The organism is Kitasatospora dryopteridis (assembly GCF_050749075.1).
In the GTDB taxonomy this organism is placed as follows: Bacteria; Actinomycetota; Actinomycetes; order Streptomycetales; family Streptomycetaceae; genus Kitasatospora.
The window spans coordinates 127,367-144,514 of record NZ_CP192749.1; the positions used below are offsets into that span (position 1 = coordinate 127,367).

The following is a 17,148-nucleotide window of genomic DNA, read 5'->3' on the forward strand; positions in this document are numbered from 1 at the left end:
GTTCCGGGTGGGCGGTCAGCCCAGGGGGACGACGCCCTTGCCGGCGAGGGCTTGCGCGAGACGGTGGGAGTCGCCCTTGGTCAGGACCAGGTGAGCGTGGTGCAGGAGCCGGTCGACGGTCGCGGTGGCGAGGGTCTTGGGCATGATCGTGTCGAACCCGGAAGGGTGGATGTTGCTGGTCACCGCGATGGAGCGGCGTTCGTAGGCGGCATCCACGATCCGATAGAACGCCTCGGCGGCGTCCTCGCCGGCCGGGAGCATGCCGATGTCGTCGACCACGATCAGGTCACATCGGCAGATTTTGGCGACGGTGCGGGCGGTGGAGCCGTCGACCTTGGCCTTGTTGACCGTGGCGGTCAGTGTCTCGAGAGTGAACCAGGCGACTTTCAGGTCCTTTTCGATCGCGGCGTGGGCCAGGCCCTCGGTGAAGTGGCTCTTGCCCGTGCCGGACGGGCCGGCGATCACGAGATTCTCCGCCCGGCCGATCCACTCGAGGGTGGACAGGGCGTTCTGGGTGGCCTCGGGGATGGTGGAGTCCTCCGGCCGCCAGGAGCCCAGGGTCTTGCCGGTCGGGAAGTTCGCCGATGACCTGCGCAGGCGTCGGGTGGCCGCGTCACGGCCGACGACCTCCTCGTTGATCAGGACGCGGAGGAGCTCGGCAGGGTCCCAGCGTTGTGCGCGGGCGGTGGCCAGCACGTCCGGGGCGGCTTTTCGTAGGTAGGGCAGGCGCATCCGTCGTAGGAGCCGGTCGAGTTCGTCGGGGATCGCGGGCGGGCTGGGATAGGTCATGGGTGTGCCGAATCCTTGTCGGTGGGGACGAGTTGGTGAAGGGATGGCCGGCGTTGGCCGGGTCACTGGCCGAGGGCCTGCCAGCCGCTGGTTCCGGGCTGGACGGAGTGGGCCTCGTCCGCGCGGACGGTGATGCCGACCTGGGCTGCCGCGTCCAGGTGGTCGATGATCGCGGGCAGGTCGTCGTCGGCGAACCGGCCATGCATGGCCGCGAGTCCGAGGGCCTGGTCGACCAGCTCGGTGCCGACCAGGGCGGCGAGCTCGACCGCGCGGGCCATCTTCGCGCGGATGCGGACGACTCCAGCGGGGCCGGCCTCGATCAGCCAGCGTTCGGCGCCCGGGCCGATGGCGAGGAAGGCGATTTCGGCCTCGGTGCGGGGTTTCGGGACGGGGCGGTGCACGCTGCGGCCGGACGGGTGGCCGGGGTAGTGCTCGTCCAGGATCCGCGGGGCGCCCGGGGTGGAGACCCTGTGCCGGGCGATCTCGACCAGATCGGTGCCTCGGCGGGCGGTCACCACGAGTTCCTCGCCGACGATCCGACACCAGATCTTGGTCCCGACGTGGCCGGGCGGGGTCGAGTAGCGCACCGAGCCGAAGCTGATCGTCTGGTCGTCGTTGACCAGTCGCTCCTCGCCGAGCGCGAGCGCGAACGGCTCGTCCGGGAGCCGGTGCAGCCGGCGGCGCTCGACGTGCAGCCGGTCGGCGGGTATCTGTCCGGTCGAGCGGTGGCGCCGGTTGTTGACCTGCTCGCACCAGTGGTCGCAGGCCTGGGCGAGCTCGGTGAAGCTGTCGTACTGGCCTCGCAGATTAGCCTGCGTGGGGACCAGGTCGGCCTTCGCGATGCGGACGGTGGCTTCCGCGCCGCCCTTCGACTCGGGGTCGTAGGGGACGCACGTCTCCACCTGGCAACCGTAGTGGCGGCCCGCCGCGACGATCTGCGGGTGGCGGACGGCAATGCCGGCGACGTGCTCGACGGTGACCGTCTTGGCGTTGTCGGTCAGCAGGTAGGTCGGCGCCCCGCCGAGCCGGCGGAGCGTGGTGTCCAGGCAGGACACCAAAGTGCCGAGCGTGCAGTCCCAGACCGGGATCACCACCCGGAAGCGGGACCAGGCCAGCCATGCGCAGAACAGCCAGGTCCGCCGGCCGTTGATCTTGGGGCCCTCGCCCCAGTCGAACTGCAACCACATCCCGGGCTCGGGGATCCAGGGCCGGTAGGTGCGGCGCTTGCCCGCCCGCCAAGCGGTCTTCGCCGCGTGCACCGCCCGCCTCGTCGAGCGGGCGCTGCCCGCATAGCCCAAGGTCAGAAGCCTCTCGTGGGCGACATCGGCGCGGATCTTCGCCTTCGACTGGTCGACCCACTCCTGGATCTTCTCCAGGAACGGGTCGATGAGCTTCGGTCGCGGGGCCCGCTCGAACGGGTTCTGACCCACGTCCCGAGCCTCGACATACCGCTTGACGGTCTTCGGGTCGCACCGGGCGAGCTCGGCCGCGGACCAGAACGTCCGGGTGAGGTCGTACGCCGCAAGGATTTCCATGATCTCTCTGTCAGACTTGGTCACGGGCCTCTCCGGTCGGTTGCTAATGCGTGGAAACATCAGCAAAACGGACCGGAGGGGCCGCACTCGTACAGGCGTGATCAGGAACACTCGGCTTGGCCATCCACCAGGAATTCTCGTGGCCATCAGCCCGGACTCAACTGGCCGCCCACCAGGAGCTTCACACGGCCGCCGTCAGAAGCGCGGAACCGCAACCGGCGCACAGCCGTCCCCCTGATGAGCGAGCGGACGGACCACTCGACCCGGGCCCGTATGACGGGACTTCATAGCAGGTCAGGAACCACTCCGTCCGCGGCGATTTATGATCAACTCAGACATAGGGTGACAGTCGGAGCCCGATTCGTTGCCAAATCTCAGCACCGACGTGATCAAGGGAGCCGCCCCTCACGCAGGGGTTGACACGGCAGATATCGTCCAGCATCGGTGCCAAATGACCTTTCGACCGCACCGGCCTGATTCTTCCCCGTCGCATGCGGCCATCGCGGTCCGCGGCGAGGGCCCCGCGACTGTCAACTCCGCCCACTGGCGATAGCATCACGGGCTCGCGCGACGGGTCAGAGAGAAGCCTCTGCCCTCACCTAGTCCAAGAGGATCACCTTCAGCCATGCTCCTGACGCGATCAAACAACGCCACGGCACTGATGATCTGCGCTTGGACCGCTCTTGCCCTGCTAGCCCTTCCAGGAAGTGCCGAAGCCGAGCCAGCGACTCCCACAACTTCGTGGCCCTTGGACGAGCAGCACCTCAACGCGGGAAAGGTATGGCAGCTCAGCACAGGCAAGGGGGTGACGGTGGCAGTCGTCGACAGTGGCGTGGCCGCGTCTCACCCCGGGCTAGATCACCAGCTCCTGCCCGGTAGCAGTGTGTTGGGAGATCAGAGCAACGGACTCTCTGACACTTCGCCCGACTCTCACGGGACGAGTGTCGCAGCGGTCATCGCCTCATCGACCGCTAACGCCGGCTCAGGCGCGCCGGGACTCGCGAAGGACAGTAGAATCCTTCCCGTTCGTGTCACTGCCAGCGGTGCAGCCACTCCCCAGAACGTGGCACACGGCATCGCGTGGGCGGTCGATCACGGAGCCCGCGTAATCAATGTTTCCATGGGATCGGATCAGCCAGATCCGATGCTCCGAAAGTCGGTCGAATACGCGATTGCAAAGAACGTCATTGTGGTTGCCGCCGCCGGAAACCTAGGGGAGCAGGGTAATCCCGCCCAATATCCGGCAGCCTTCCCTGGCGTGGTGGCGGTCACCGGCGTCAACAGCAGCGGCGAGTTCTGGCCCCCCAGCGAGTCGGGGAACTGGGTGACTCTCGCTGCGCCCGCAGCCGATATATCGTCCACAGACAGTCAGGGCTCCCCCAGGACAGTCGCAGGCACAAGCTACTCGGCAGCATACGTAGCCGCCACTGCCGCCCTACTACTGGAGCGCTACCCAGAGTTGACGGGACACCAAGCAATCCAACGAATTATTGACACTACGTCACAGCATCACCAAAAGCCAGACCCAAAATTTGGCTATGGAGTTGTGAACCCCCTCCAGGCGCTGACCGACACCGCCCCGCTTCCTCACAACACCCGAAACCCGCTGCTGGCCAGCAAGGCGATTCCCGCCGAGGCAAGCAGCCCGATGACGCAGGTCCTGGTCAGCACCGTCGCCGCTTTCGCAGCTCTTGTCGCGGCGGGCCTGGGCCTGATCACCATCATTCGCCGGCGGCGCCGGACTCACGCCCCGGCAGGCCATCCGAGGGGCGGGCCAGTCCACACCCACAACGCCTCGCACAGGCCACGAGCCACAGCCACGCCGAAGGGACGTAAGCGCGCATGACGATCACCTTTGCCCCTCTACGTACCCGCGCCGTCGTGATAGGTGTTGGCTCCATACTCGCAAGCCTGATCGCCCTCTTCCTATGGAAGCCTTGGGCTCACGACAGCGCACCCCCGCTGGTCCCGGCCTCCGATTACTCTGGCCGTCCATCAGCCTGCCTCGCCTCCAGCGATGACAAGGACGCCCAACCCGACGCACGGAACGCGTGGCTCAGCATGCAGAATGCCGCCAAGGGGCTGCGCGTCAATGTTCAGCAGCTGACCGTCCAGGCCGCCGCCCGTCAAGAGGCCTCTCCCTATCTGGCGGGCCTCATCGCTCAGCACTGCACACTGATCGTCACCGTCGGCCCCGCGTTCGCAACCGCTGTTCCCGATCTCCTCAACGCTGCCTCCGGCACTCGTTTCATCGTGATCAATGCCGGGATCGATCTCCACAATCCGCGCATAGCTCAGCTCTCGGGCCAAGACGCCCCCGCGCAGCTTGCCGAACGGGTGCGCGACCTCACGAAACATCCCTAGCCTGCGCGTTTCATCTGGGGTTGCGTCCGGATCATGATCGAAAAAGAGAAAGTGCCTTCTGAGCTGCAACGATGAGGCTTGTCTAAGGTCCCAGTCGTTCCAGCAGGAAGGCACTTTCTGCGTGCACCCTACCCGCTCACGTCCCAAGCTTGTCGTCAGCGCCGACGGGCACGGGGTGGTCAGCCACGCCGGCTCGCGTCTGCTCGCGGATCTGGCTGATGCCACCACGCTGACCAGTGCCTTCTCCGATGCCCTGCACCGGCTGCGACCACGCGGGACCGGGCACGATCCCGGCCGTGTCGCGGTGGACCTGGCGGTGATGCTCGCCGACGGCGGCGAGGCGATTTGTGACCTCGCCGTACTGCGCGACCAGCACGAGGTGTTCGGCCCCGTCGCCTCCACCCCGACCGCCTGGCGCGTGCTGGCCGGCATCGACGCGGCAGCCCTGAACGCCCTACGGGCAGCGCGGGCCAGGGCCCGCGAGGTCGCCTGGCTGCAGGCCGGCGAGACCGGACGCCCGATACCCGCATCGCATGCCGGAGGACGTGAACTGCCGGGTCTGGTGCTGGACATCGACGCCACCCTGGTCACCTGCCACTCCGAGAAGGAACAGGCCGCCGCCACATACAAACGCGGCTTCGGTTACTCAGGTTGAACTCGTCTTGTCGTAGGCGCTGACGGACCTTGATCCCTGCGGTACGACATCGGAGTGCGATACGCGCAGGGGGGCGGGTTCACCGCCCAGGAGCAACAGCGTCGGGAGCGGGTGCGGCTGGAGGCCGCCGAGCGGTTCGAACGGGGCGACGGCAACCGGGTGATCGCGGTCGACCTGCGGGTCACCGTGCGGTCGGTGGAGCGGTGGCGTCAGGCCTGGCGGCAGGGCGGTTCGGCCGGCTTGGAGTCGAAGGGGCCGCAGTCCGTGCCCCGGCTCGGTGAGCGGCAGTTCACCCAGCTGGAGCGGGAGCTGGAGAAAGGGCCGCTCGCTCACGGCTGGGAGGACCAGCGGTGGACGCTGGCGCGGATCAAGACTCTGATCGGCCGCCGGTTCCACGTCTCCTACACCGTCCAGGGCGTGTGGAAGCTCCTGCGGCGCAACGGGTGGTCGTGCCAGCAGCCGGTCCGCCGGGCGATCGAGCGTGACGAGGGGGCGGTCGAGGTGTGGAAGAAGCAGGTGTGGCCGCAGGTAAAAGCCTAGTGGCGGCGCTCGGGGCCTGGCTGGTGTTCGAGGACGAGGCCGGGGTCTCGATGACGCCGGCGCGGGCCCGCACCTGGGGACGCCGCGGCCGAACGCCCGTCGTCCGGGTGCGCGGCCGCTCCCGCCGGCGCATCTCGATCGCCGCCCTGACCTGCTACAAGCCCGGAGAGCGGTCCCGACTGATCTACCGGCCCCGGCTGGACGACGGCCAGGGCAAGAGCAAGGGTCGCAAGAGCTTCGCCTGGACCGACTATCGCGACTTGATCATCGCGGCGCACACTCAGCTCGGCGGGCCGATCGTGCTGATCTGGGACAACCTGAATACTCACCTGGCCGTCGGCATGAAGGAGTTCATCGCCGCCCAGGACTGGCTCACCGTCTACCAGCTGCCCCCGTACGCGCCCGACCTCAACCCGGTCGAGGGCATCTGGTCGCTGCTGCGACGCGGCTTCCTGGCCAACGTCGCCTTCGCCGATCCCGACCACCTCGTGCAGACGGTCAGACGCGGCTTACGGAAGATCCAGTATCGGCCGCAGCTCATCGACGGCTGCCTGACCGCGACCGGGCTGACCACTGCTTTGCCGTGATCGCGTCCAACCCCGGCAGGTCTTGAACGGATCAGCGAACGCCACGTGGTCCGCGAGCGATGATCGGCGAGCCACCGTCCTGCGGCAGGACGACGAGGAACCGCCAGAGGTCGTACTCGACGTTCGCCAATCCGATTGTCGCCGCGGACGCGAAAGCCTCGGCAGCAGGCCCGGCACCGTCCGTCAGCTCATCGAGCCTTGCATAGAACTTCTCCAGATCTGTGGAGCGGCCGTTGAGCCACAATCGGACGTTCGCCCCCTTGCGAAGCGCGGCGAGCAACTCGTCACGCATCGCGCCCTTGGCCGATTCTAGGACCCGGTCGTGAAGGCGCTCCTGGATACACGGCTGCGTCGGGGACGCGTCAGCCTCCTGGCCACACCGCCGGCACGACTGCAGGGCGCCGGGAACGAAAAGATGCAGATACCGGGTGGTATGCCGGGCTGAGATGCCGCACAGCGTCCCGCGCCCGCCCGCCGCATGCTCGACACCGGGAACGCCGTTCACCTCGCAGGCACCGAAGCGGGCCGGCTCCCGCGCTGTTGCAAACGACCAGTCATCGTTCGGCGCATCGATCACGCGGACGAGCATGCCACAGCCGCCCCTCGCCTGATCTCGATCACCGACATCGCGAGTTCAACCTGAGTACCACCCGATGCTGTGCTTCCTGGACAACACCGGCGAGGCCCTGGCAGGTCTCCTGCGACCGGGCAACGCCGGCGCGAACACCGCCGCCGACCACATCACCGTCCTCGACCAGGCCCTCGCCCAGATCCCCGATGCCCACCGCCACGGCACCCCGGTCCTCGTCCGCGCCGACAGCGCGGGCGGCGCCAAGGCCTTCCTCGCCCACCTGCGAGCCCTGCGGCAACGCGGGATCCGGACCACGTTCTCGGTCGGGCACGCCGTCACCGACCAGGTCCGCAGAGCCATTCGCGCACTGCCCGAACAGGTCTGGCACCCAGCGCTGGAACAGGACGGTTCCCTCCGTGCCGGGGCCGAGGTCGCCGAGCTGACCGGCCTGGTCGACCTCACCGGACACCCGGACGGCACCCGCATCATCGTCCGCCGTGAGCGGCCCCACCCTGGGGCCCAGCTGTCCCTGTTCGACCAGGACGAGGGCATGCGCCACCAGGTCTTCCTCACCGACACGCCCGCCGGCGAAGGTTCACTGCAGCATCTGGAGGTCCGCCACCGCGCCCACGCCCGGGTCGAGGACCACATCCGCTGCGGCAAGAGCTCCGGCTTCGGCCGCTTCCCCTCCCGCCACTTCGCGATCAACCAGGCCTGGCTGGAGCTGTCCCTGACCGCCATCGACCTGCTCGCCTGGACCCGAACCCTGCTGCTGGACGGCGAGTTGGCCACCGCCGAGCCCAAGAAGCTCCGCTACCGCCTCCTGCACGCCGCCCGCATCACCCGCGGAGCCCGCCGCCTACGCCTGCGGATCGCCGCCACCTGGCCCTGGCGACACGAACTGACCGCAGCGTTCAGCCGCCTGATCGCACTGCCCCGACCGGCCACCTGACAGACGAAACCGCCACTGACCACCCACGACCCGAAGACCCACAGGAGCACCCGGCCATCGCGCCGGGCCCTCAGCATGCCCGTTCCTCGACAGCAGCCTCATCACGACCGACCCGGAAGATCAACCCAGCTCAACCACCCCAACCGAAACGCGGAGGCTAGGCCACCGCCCGGCGTGGTTCTGCCGAACAGCATGAAGCGGGCCCCGCGCCACCGTCGGCGCGGGCCCGCTTCATGCTGCAGGGGAGCGGCTCGAGATCCCCGTTGTGGACTCAGATTCCACCGCGGACCGCAGCGGAGCGACAGCGGTGTGGGTGCCGATACCCCGGTCGGGTCCGCGTCCCGAAATGATGTGACGCATGGTCGGACACCTGTGCTCCAATGCGCTGTCACGCCGTCCACGCACCACCTACGAGTGCAACCTCAGAACCAGGAGCAGTACCGGCCGATGAACGCTGAATGTCCCCGCTGTGCCAAGTCCGACCGGACCGTGGGTGTGCCGCATGCCTTGACCGACACCGGCCACCCGCTCGGGGCGGCGGAGCGCGGCCTGCTCCTGCCGCCACCGCCGCAGGCGCCAGCAACGGTCGAGCGCAGCAAGCCCGCCGCCGCGCTCTACACTGTGGCGGGCGTGATCACCGCCCTGTGGCTGATGAACGTGAGCCGCGGCGTCCCGGACCTGGAGGACGCCGACACTGCCTACATCATGGGCTATCTCCTCGGCCCGCTGATCCTCATCGTGCCCCTGGCGCTGGCCGGGCTGATCGTGCAACTGGCGACGAAGCGGCGGCGGGTCCAGGTGGCCGAGGACGGCGCCAGAGCGTGGCACGCGATCTGGGAGCGGTGCCACCGGATTTGGCAGGCGGCCTGGCTGTGCCGACGGTGCCGGGTGACGTTCCTCCCGAAGGGAGCGCTCGGCCCGCACTTCCCCGCCACCCCGGCCATAGCAATAGCGCAGTTCCCGAAGTGGGTGACGACAACGGCAGCCGACCGTACGTTCGACGTGCCGGAGCCGACCGGTCCGCGCTGAACCGCGGACCGGTCTGGCCCGTGTCCTCCTCCGCCCGCACGAGCCGGGCGATCATGGGAGGGTCGCGGCCAGCCGCGACCTCGTATGAAGCGGGCTCCGCGCCGACGATGGCGTGGGGCCCGCTTCATGCTGCAGGGCGCGGCTCGCACTCCCCTTGTGTCGGCGTACACGGATAAGTGCTCAACCGCGTACTGCTAAACATGCTCACCTGTCAGCTTTGGCAGGATCCCTCTCTCACTGGTAGCCCTGCGGTGCGTGGCGCGGATCAGTACGGTGACCAGAGCTGCCAGGTCGAGGGCGCCGTCCGGGTCGTCTGCGTAGCGGGTGGTCTGCAGCGGTCCCACTTCGTCCAGGCGTACTCCTTCGCTCTCCAGGACATGGGTGAGGACCAGCAGTGCCAGGCGAGCGTTGCCGTCCGGGTAAGGATGGAAGAAGGCGATGTCGAGGTACGCCCGGGCCGCGCGGGCGGGCAGGGGGACCGACGGGTCGGTGGCCTGGTGCAGGCAGGCCGCGAAGTCCTGCCAGGTGTGAGGCGTGAGCCCGTATCGTTCCCGGCCGCCCTTGGCGAAGGCGTCGCTCTGACGCAGGTGCACCTCGTTCACGCCGAGGACCAGCTTCTGCCAACCGGCGAGAAGGGCCGGGGTGAGCGGCTCTCCCCGGGAGGCCGCGGTGCGGGACAGGCGCATCGCGGCGAGCAACCGATCGGCGCGGTCCGGGTCGCGGCGGCGAACCGGACCGTCGAACCATGCGGTGAGTCCGTCCACGGCCGGGCGCACCGAGGTCGGGCTCACGCTCGCGGCAGAGGACCAGTCGACCTGTTCCCTGACCTTGCACCATGCGGCCAACGCGTCATCGTTCACGGTAGAACCCGCGGCCGGTCAGGCTGATCGCCAGGTCCTCTCCTACCGTGTCGACCAGGGTCGTGGCGGGGGCGACGCGGCTCTTGAAGCGGCCGCCGATGGCGGCTTCCACCGCCTTCCGCGCCTCGTCCGGTGCCAGGCCGGTGGAGGTGAGGAACCAGGTCAGTGTCGTCTCGCAGAGCCCGTACCAGGATGATTCGGCATGGGTGCTATCGACGACCGTGGTGACCAGGCGGGTCACTGCGCGTTCCAGATGCCAGCTGCGGTCCTCGGCGTCCGCGTCGGGAAGCGGTGCGATCTGCTCGAACCGCTCGGCTATGTCCTCCAGCCAGTCACGCCACTCCAGCAGGCAGGTCACGACGCGTTCGGCGGTCTCCTCCGCCTCTCCGACCGAGTCCAAAACGCAGCACCAGGTTTCGACGGGACCTCCGTGGTGGGTCGAATGGTCCCAGCCGCAGGCCCACCGGCCGTAACGGGACACCAGGAGCACGGTGACCCGGTCGGTGAATCGCCAGCCCGCCATTCGGTCGGGATCAGCCGCCCGGTCGGCCTCGGAGGGCACCATCGGGACGACCAGGGCCGTCAACCGTGCCGCCTCGTCGTCGTCCCAGTCGAAAGCGTTCCGGTTTGGGTCGGCGGCGGACCATGGCAGGTCTCGAGCTCGTTCGCGGTGGATGGACGCGGCGTACCCCCGGAAGTCGGACGTGACGGAACAACCGACCGATCATGCCCACCGGGCCGAGACCTGTCACCCATTGCCGACACGGCCACCCGACACGTTCACGTGTACCCGCCTGAGCACAGCCCCGCGTGCGCCGACGCCTGCGGCCGCGGACTCGTCGGTGCCGCCTGTCGGCGTCCGGAAGGGGCCATCGGCGCAGAAGGTCACCGCGCCCCTGGGCGTTGGTTGCACCGTAGGTGGTGGTTGGCGGCGGTCAAGAGCTGCGCGGCGGGGGCTGGCTGACCGTGCACTGGTGGGTGTCGAGGTTGCGTCCAGGGAAGTGGTGTACGGGTTCCACCCGTTCCGGGGGTTTCGTCCCGGTGATGGGTGTCGCCTGAGAACGTAAGACGGCCACCGGCTGATTCTTCGAGAACGACCAAGCTCTTGAAGGAGTCACAGCACGATGACCGCACCCGACAGTCTGCCCTTTGCCGCCCTGCTGGAGGAGAACCCGGCCTCGGCGAGTCCCGACTTGTTGCGGGCGATGGTGAAGACCTTCGCAGAGGCGATGATGTCCTCCGACGTCGACCGGGCCTGCGGCGGCGAGTACGGCCGGCCGAGCGAGGACCGGATCAACTCCCGCAATGGATACCGGAATCGGGACTGGGACACCAGGGTCGGCACGATCGACCTGGCCATTCCCAGGATCCGCTCGGGTTCGTACTTCCCGAGCTGGCTGCTGGAGCGCCGGCACCGGGCCGAGCAGGCTCTGATCAGCGTCGTTGCGACGTGCTACCTGCTCGGCGTCTCGACCCGGCGGGTGGAGAAGCTCGCCGAGAGCCTCGGCGTCACCCAGCTCTCCAAGTCGCAGGTGAGCGACATGGCCAAGCACCTGGACGACCGGGTCGCCGAGTTCCGCAACCGACCGCTCGACCAGGGCCCCTACACCTTCGTCTGGGTGGACGCCCTGACGCAGAAGGTCCGCGAGGCAGCCGTGTCGTCAACGTCCACTGCCTGGTTGCGGTCGGGGTCAACAACGAAAGCCAACGCGAGGTGCTGGGCCTGGACGTCGCCACCAGTGAGGACGGCGCCGGCTGGCTCGCCTTCCTCCCGTCGCTGGTCGCCCGCGGCCTGGGCGGTGTCAAGCTCATCGTGTCGGATGCCCACGCCGGCCTGGTGGACGCGATCGGCGCGACCCCGCCGGGCGCGTCCTGGCAACGGTGTCGAACGCACTACGCGCGCAATCTGCTCTCGCAGGTCCCGAAGAACGCCCAGCCCTGGGTCGCCACCCTGCTGCGAACCGTGTTCGAACAGCCCGATGCGGGCGCGGTCCGCAAGCAGATGGCCACCGTCATCGCCACGCTCGACGAGCGATTCCCCAAGGCCGCAGAGCACTTGGAGAGCGCCCGTGAAGACCTGCTGGCCTTCGCCGTCTTCCCCCGGACGGTCTGGAAGTCGATCTGGTCGAACAACCCGCAGGAACGGCTGAACAAGGAGATCCGGCGCCGCACCGACGTCGTCGGGATCTTCCCCGACCGCGCCGCCATCGTCCGCCTGATCGGCGCGGTCCTGGCCGAGCAGAGCGACGAATGGGCCGAACAGCGCCGCTACATCGGATCCGAGATCCTCGGCCGCTGCCGCCTCCACCCGATCGAGGGAGAAACCCCCGACGAGACCATCACGACAGCCCTTACCGCCTAGCCTGAAACCGGATCACCGAGTGGCCGTCGATACACCACTCCGGCGGACGTGACCGGGCGTGCGGGTCGTCGGGGAACAGTTCGCGGTAGTGGCCCAGCGGCCGCTTGGGGTGGAGGCCGTACAAGGCACGTGGTGGCGGGGTCGAGTGCGGGGCGGGCCCGTTGGGGCCGGTCAGTGTCTCGATCGGCACCTGCGGGCAGGGATCCGGTGCCGCGGTCCGGGCGGCCAGCTTCGGGTCGGGGGCTGCGCCGGCTTGCAGGGCATCCACATAGGCACGTGCCTCAGCCAGCACCAGGCCGGGCGCGTCACGGCGCAGCTCGCGCATCGCCGCCACGCGCCCGCGAGCCGCCAGGACCTCGCGGATGCGCTCGGCCACCGGATCGGGGCGCGGCAGGCCGCGTACGTCGTGGCGATAGAGGTGTTCCCAGTCGTCGAGGTAGGTGGAGACAGGGATGTGGTGCAGGCTGCCGTCCAGGCCGTCCACCAGGAAGGGACCCAGGCCGGCCAGGGCATGGCGCGGGTCGCGGGTGCGGACGTACTCGCGGCTCTGGCAGACGACCAGCCAACCGAACTCGCGCTCGTCAACCGTGAACACCTCGACGTCGTGCGCCCAGCGGAAGGCCTGCAGCTCCAGGACGCGCTCGCGTTCGAGCCACAGCTCCACCAGGCTCACCGCCTGATCCTTGTTGATCACTGGTCCATCATCAGCAGTGCCTGGCCCTGTACCAACCGGTTTTCGGCGATGCACGCAGCGGTCGGGTCTGTACGGTCATCGGGTCTGTTCCGTAGTCGGTGGTGACGGTGAGTCCTCGCCTGTGATCATCGGGCGTGCATGATGCGAACACGCTGGTGGGAACGGTGTTTTCGGGGTTGTCGGCCTTGGCCATCGAGGATGTGGCGGACGGTGGCGAGACAGTCCGGGTTTCGGCTCGGACCCGGGATGTTCCCGTGCCCTGTCCGGTGTGCGGGATGGTGACGGAAAGGGTCCACGGGTATCACGACCGGACGGTGCGGGATGTACCGGTCGACGGCCGACAGGTCGTGCTCCGGGTGAGGATACGACGGCTGGTCTGTCCGGTCCTGGGCTGCAGGCGGCAGACGTTCCGAGGGCAGGTCCCCGGGCTCCTGGAACGCCATCAGCGCCGCACCACACGTCTGACCGGCCAGCTCTCCGAGGTCGTCAAGGAGTTGTGCGGCCGGGCCTCAGCCCGGCTCGCCCGGCCGCCGGCCGTGCCCTCTCGTACGCCACCGCCCTGCGGCTGCTGCGGCGCGTGCCCGTGCCCGTGGTACGGATCCCGCGGGTGATCGGGGTCGACGACTTCGCGCTGCGGCGCCGACACACCTACGCCACGATCATCATCGACGCCGAGACCAGCCAGCGGATCGAGGTACTGCCCGGCCGCGAGGCCGCCACTCTGGAAGCCTGGCTGCGCGAGCATCCGGGCATCGAGGCCGTGCGCCGGGACGGATCGGCCACCTACGCCGAGGCGATCCGCCGCGCCCTGCCTGACACGGTCCAGATCAGCGACCGCCGACACCTGTGGCACAACCTCGCCGAGGCCGTCCGCAAAGAAGTCGCCGCGCACAGCACCTGCTGGGCGAAAGTCGGCCCGCCCCCGACCGAGGGGAGACAGGCCGCCACCACCCGCGAGCGCCGGCAGCAGGTCCACGCCCTGCGCGAGCGCGGCATCGGCCTGCTGGAGTGCGCACGGCGCCTGAACCCGGCTCTCAACACGGTCAAGCGCTACGACCGCGTCGCCGAGCCCGAGCGCCTGATCCGCGCCCCCAAGTACCGGCCCACCCTCGTGGATCCCTACCGCGATCACCTGCGCCGGCGCCGGCTGGAGAATCCGGCCGTCCCCGTCACCCATCTCCTCCAGGAGATCAGGGAACTGGGCTACACCGGCAGCTCGAACCTACTGGTCCGCTACATCAACCGGAGCCGCGTCGAGGCCGACCGGCCCGCGCTCTCGCCCCGGCGCCTGGCCCGCTACCTCCTCACCCGCCCCGACCACCTCAAGAACCACCAGCGGGAACGTATCGAGGCCGCTCGAGCCGCCTGCCACGAGATGACCGCTCTGGCCGGCCTCATCCACGGCTTCGCCGCGCTACTGGATCCCGCCGACGGCAATGCCGCCCTGCTGAGCACCTGGATCACCTCGTCCCAGGCCGAGGACCTGCCCCACCTGCATGCCTTCACCCGTGGCCTCGAGAAGGACCGCGCCGCAGTCGACGCCGCCCTCACCCTGCCGCACCACAACGGCGGCACCGAAGGAGTCAACAACAAGACCAAGCTGATCAAGCGCCAGATGTACGGCCGCGCGAGCTTCCCCCTCCTCCGCCACCGCATCCTCCTGGGCTGACCACACCCTCCGTCACCACCGACTACGGAACAGACCCGTTGATCAGACACTCCCCGACCTGGGTGAAATCCCGGTCTTCTGCCAGAAGAGCCAGGTCCCACATGTGCCACCACCGCCCGCGGCCGACGGGCCGCATCCCTGACCGGGGTTCACCCGGCGAAGCGCCGGCGGCCGCCCCAGCGCCCGGCCGGGGCGCCGTTCGGTCCGGCCGCCCGCCCCCCGTACTCCGCTGGGTCGGTGACACCGTCGGGCCCGAGCAGACCTCCGCCGCCGCGTGCCGGACCGGGTCCGACGTGATGGCCGCCGGAGCCCCCGCGCGTCCACCGGTGCGGCGTCCGGGGAGGCCACCGCACCGGACGCGCCGGCCGCCTTCACGGCCTCTGCCGCCTGCGCCCGCAGGCGTGCGTACAGGCGGCGGAACTCGGCGGGGCTCTGTGCGTCCGCGGCCGGCCCGCCGGGCGCGGGTTCAGCGCCGCTGCCGGTCAATGGCCTCGTCCAGGGTCGACGCCGCCATGATGAGCGACAGGTGGGTGAACGCCTGCGGGAAGTTCCCGAGCTGCTCACCGCTCGGACCGATCTCCTCGGCGAACAGGCCGACGTGGTTGGCGTAGGTGTGCATCTTCTCGAAGGTGTAGCGCGCCGGACGGACGCGCCCGGCACGCGCGAGGGCGTCGACGTAGAGGTAGGTGCACAGGCTGAAGGTGCCTTCCGAGCCGCGCAGGCCGTCCGGCGAGGCGGCGGGGTCGTAGCGGTAGACGAGGCTGTCCGAGACGAGCTTGCGCTCCATCGCGTCCAGGGTGGAGAGCCAGCCCGGGCTCCTCGCGGCGAGGAACCCCACCCGCGGGATCAACAGCAGGGAGGCGTCCAGGACGTCGCCGCCGTAGTGCTGCACCAGGGCCTGTTCGCTCCGGCTCCAGCCCTTCTCCATCACCTGGTCGAGAATGCTGTCGCGGGCGGCCCGCCACCGCGGGATGTCGGCGGGCCGGCTGAGCTCGGTCGCCAGCCGCATGCCCCGGTCGAACGCCACCCAGCACATCACCCGGCTGTAGGTGAAGTCGTTGCGCCCGCCGCGCGTCTCCCAGATGCCCTCGTCCGGGCGGTCCCAGTTGTCGGACAGCCAGTCCAGCATCCTGGCCAGGCCCTTCCACCCGTGGTAGCCCAGCTCCATGCCGACCTCCCGGCCGGCCTCCATGCCCTCCGCCATCGCGTAGAGGGCCTCGCCGTAGATGTCCAGCTGAAGCTGGTCGGCAGCGGCGTTGCCGACCCGGACCGGACGCGACCCCCGGTAGCCCTCCCAGTGGTCGAGGATCTCCTCGGTCAGGTGCGGGTCGCCGTCGACCCGGTACATGATCTGAAGCCGCTCGCCGGGCAGGTCCGCCCTGTCCCGCATCCGGTCGCCCAGCCACCTGGTGAAGGCCGACGCCTCCTCCATGAAACCCAGGTCGAGCAGCGCGCGGACCGAGAGAGCACCGTCTCTGACCCACGAGTACCGGTAGTCCCAGTTGCGTTCGCCGCCGACCTGTTCCGGCAGGCCCATGGTGGCCGCGGCGACCGGTGCCCCCGTCGGGTGGTAGGTGAGGAGCTTGATCGTGATGGCGGAGCGGTTCACCATCTCCGCCCAGCGGCCCCGGTAGTGGGAGGTGTGCAGCCACTTCTGCCAGAAGTCCACCTCCTGCCAGAGCCGCGCCGTCACATCCTCGCGCGTGAGGGGAGGCGGCGCCTCACCGCCGGCATCGCAGGTGGTGAACACGGCTGCGGCCGACTCCCCGACGCCAAGAGTGACCGTGCCGCGGACGTCCTGCCCGTCCCGCTCCAGCGGAAAACTGGCCTGCAGGTGGCCTGCGATGCGGGGCGCGCGGAAGACCGCCTCCTGCGGCCGCAGATCGAGCTCATGGCCGGCCCGGCCGTAGTCGAACCGCGGCCGGCACTCCAGGACGAAGCGCACGGTGCCGCGCACCGCGCGGACCACCCGGATCAGGCTGTGGCGGTCGGTGGGGGTGCGGCTGACGTTCGCCGGCATCCAGTCGACGACCTCGCCGACGCCGTCCGGCGACATGAACCGCGTGACCAGCACACCGGTGTCCGGATAGTAGAGCTGTTTGCACGTCACGTCCGAGTGCTCCGGTGCCAGCCGGAAGTACCCGCCGCGGTCGTGGTCGAGCAGCGAGGCGAACACGCTCGGCGAGTCGAACCTCGGCGAGCAGAACCAGTTCACCACGCCCTGCGAGGAGACCAGGGCGGCGGTCTGCAGGTCGCCCACCAGTCCGTGATCGGCGATCGGCGGATAACGATCCATCAGCGTCCCATCCCGCGAGCGACTCCGGCCCGTCCACTATCCGACACGCTGCGTGAGGGTGGCGGCCAACTCGCCGGGCTTCCTCGGCAGCCGGCACGCCCCTCGCCCGGCCCGGCCCCCTGCAACCGACCGCGCGCCCGGGTCCGGCTGTGCCGGCGCGATGCCATGCGGCCGTACCGCGATCAGCGCTTCGGTCACAGGTGTGCGAGCAGGTCGTGGAGTGGAGCAGGAACCCGCTCGAAGTC

At 69.2% G+C, this 17,148-nt stretch carries 11 protein-coding genes and 4 pseudogenes; 8 read left to right on the forward strand and 7 right to left on the reverse strand.

From position 1 onward, the window contains the following. Positions 1–15 precede the first annotated feature (15 nt). Positions 16–789: an IS21-like element helper ATPase IstB gene (istB, locus tag ACQ614_RS00530; protein ID WP_431676045.1), complete on the reverse strand. Its 774-nt coding sequence runs from the start codon at positions 787–789 to the stop codon at positions 16–18. Between the two features lie 62 nt (positions 790–851). Then, positions 852–2,384, reverse strand: a complete 1,533-nt coding sequence (gene istA / locus ACQ614_RS00535) for an IS21 family transposase (protein ID WP_431676046.1) — start codon at positions 2,382–2,384, stop codon at positions 852–854. A gap of 601 nt (positions 2,385–2,985) precedes the next feature. On the opposite strand from istA, the gene ACQ614_RS00540 reads away from it, so the two are divergent. The 4 genes and pseudogenes from ACQ614_RS00540 (at position 2,986) to ACQ614_RS00555 (ending at position 6,470) form a co-directional block, all read left to right on the forward strand. After that, positions 2,986–4,170, forward strand: coding sequence for a S8 family serine peptidase (locus ACQ614_RS00540; protein ID WP_431683797.1), 1,185 nt, complete (start codon positions 2,986–2,988; stop codon positions 4,168–4,170). After that, the gene (locus ACQ614_RS00545; RefSeq protein WP_431676047.1) at positions 4,167–4,688 is read left to right on the forward strand and encodes a hypothetical protein; all 522 of its coding nucleotides are present in this window, start codon (positions 4,167–4,169) and stop codon (positions 4,686–4,688) included. The genes ACQ614_RS00540 and ACQ614_RS00545 overlap by 4 nt, the downstream gene beginning before the upstream one ends. Positions 4,689–4,809: 121 nt before the next feature. After that, positions 4,810–5,334 (forward strand): annotated as a pseudogene (locus ACQ614_RS00550) (transposase); the annotation flags it as partial. A 63-nt stretch (positions 5,335–5,397) separates the two neighbouring features. After that, a protein-coding gene (locus ACQ614_RS00555) for an IS630 family transposase (protein ID WP_431676048.1) occupies positions 5,398–6,470 on the forward strand; the annotation gives its coding sequence in 2 pieces (ribosomal slippage) (positions 5,398–5,844 and positions 5,847–6,470; 1,071 coding nt in all). A 31-nt stretch (positions 6,471–6,501) separates the two neighbouring features. Here the strand turns inward: ACQ614_RS00555 and ACQ614_RS00560 are convergent. Next, a complete protein-coding gene (locus tag ACQ614_RS00560; protein WP_431676049.1) occupies positions 6,502–7,047 on the reverse strand; it encodes a hypothetical protein in 546 nt (181 codons plus the stop codon). Between the two features lie 67 nt (positions 7,048–7,114). On the opposite strand from ACQ614_RS00560, the pseudogene ACQ614_RS00565 reads away from it, so the two are divergent. Continuing rightward, positions 7,115–7,993: pseudogene (locus ACQ614_RS00565) on the forward strand (IS1380 family transposase); the annotation flags it as partial. A gap of 507 nt (positions 7,994–8,500) precedes the next feature. Next, complete coding sequence (locus tag ACQ614_RS00570; protein ID WP_431676050.1) at positions 8,501–9,022, forward strand: hypothetical protein; 522 nt, start codon at positions 8,501–8,503, stop codon at positions 9,020–9,022. Between the two features lie 194 nt (positions 9,023–9,216). On the opposite strand, the gene ACQ614_RS00575 is transcribed toward ACQ614_RS00570, so the two are convergent. Next, positions 9,217–9,882: a Fic family protein gene (locus tag ACQ614_RS00575; RefSeq protein ID WP_431676051.1), complete on the reverse strand. Its 666-nt coding sequence runs from the start codon at positions 9,880–9,882 to the stop codon at positions 9,217–9,219. After that, on the reverse strand, positions 9,872–10,468 hold the full coding sequence (locus ACQ614_RS00580; RefSeq protein WP_431676052.1) for a hypothetical protein: 597 nt from the start codon (positions 10,466–10,468) through the stop codon (positions 9,872–9,874). The genes ACQ614_RS00575 and ACQ614_RS00580 overlap by 11 nt, the downstream gene beginning before the upstream one ends. 538 nt (positions 10,469–11,006) lie before the next feature. Between ACQ614_RS00580 and ACQ614_RS00585 the strand changes: the two are divergent. Continuing rightward, positions 11,007–12,244, forward strand: a pseudogene (locus tag ACQ614_RS00585) (IS256 family transposase). Here ACQ614_RS00585 and ACQ614_RS00590 read toward each other — a convergent pair. After that, positions 12,234–12,938: a YrhB domain-containing protein gene (locus ACQ614_RS00590; protein ID WP_431676053.1), complete on the reverse strand. Its 705-nt coding sequence runs from the start codon at positions 12,936–12,938 to the stop codon at positions 12,234–12,236. The pseudogene ACQ614_RS00585 and the gene ACQ614_RS00590 overlap by 11 nt on opposite strands. 134 nt (positions 12,939–13,072) lie before the next feature. On the opposite strand from ACQ614_RS00590, the pseudogene ACQ614_RS00595 reads away from it, so the two are divergent. Next, positions 13,073–14,607, forward strand: a pseudogene (locus ACQ614_RS00595) (ISL3 family transposase). Positions 14,608–15,073: 466 nt separating this feature from the next. Here the strand turns inward: ACQ614_RS00595 and ACQ614_RS00600 are convergent. Next, the gene (locus ACQ614_RS00600) at positions 15,074–16,903 is read right to left on the reverse strand and encodes a glycoside hydrolase family 15 protein (RefSeq protein WP_431676054.1); all 1,830 of its coding nucleotides are present in this window, start codon (positions 16,901–16,903) and stop codon (positions 15,074–15,076) included. Positions 16,904–17,148: the final 245 nt, after the last annotated feature.

Excerpts from the sequence above, each read along its gene's own strand:
- istB (WP_431676045.1), bottom strand. The coding sequence starts at position 789 with ATGACCTATCCCAGCCCGCCCGCGATCCCCGACGAACTCGACCGGCTC.
- ACQ614_RS00600 (WP_431676054.1), bottom strand. The coding sequence starts at position 16,903 with ATGGATCGTTATCCGCCGATCGCCGATCACGGACTGGTGGGCGACCTG.
- ACQ614_RS00540 (WP_431683797.1), top strand. The coding sequence starts at position 2,986 with ATGATCTGCGCTTGGACCGCTCTTGCCCTGCTAGCCCTTCCAGGAAGT.
- ACQ614_RS00545 (WP_431676047.1), top strand. The coding sequence starts at position 4,167 with ATGACGATCACCTTTGCCCCTCTACGTACCCGCGCCGTCGTGATAGGT.
- istA (WP_431676046.1), bottom strand. The coding sequence starts at position 2,384 with ATGTTTCCACGCATTAGCAACCGACCGGAGAGGCCCGTGACCAAGTCT.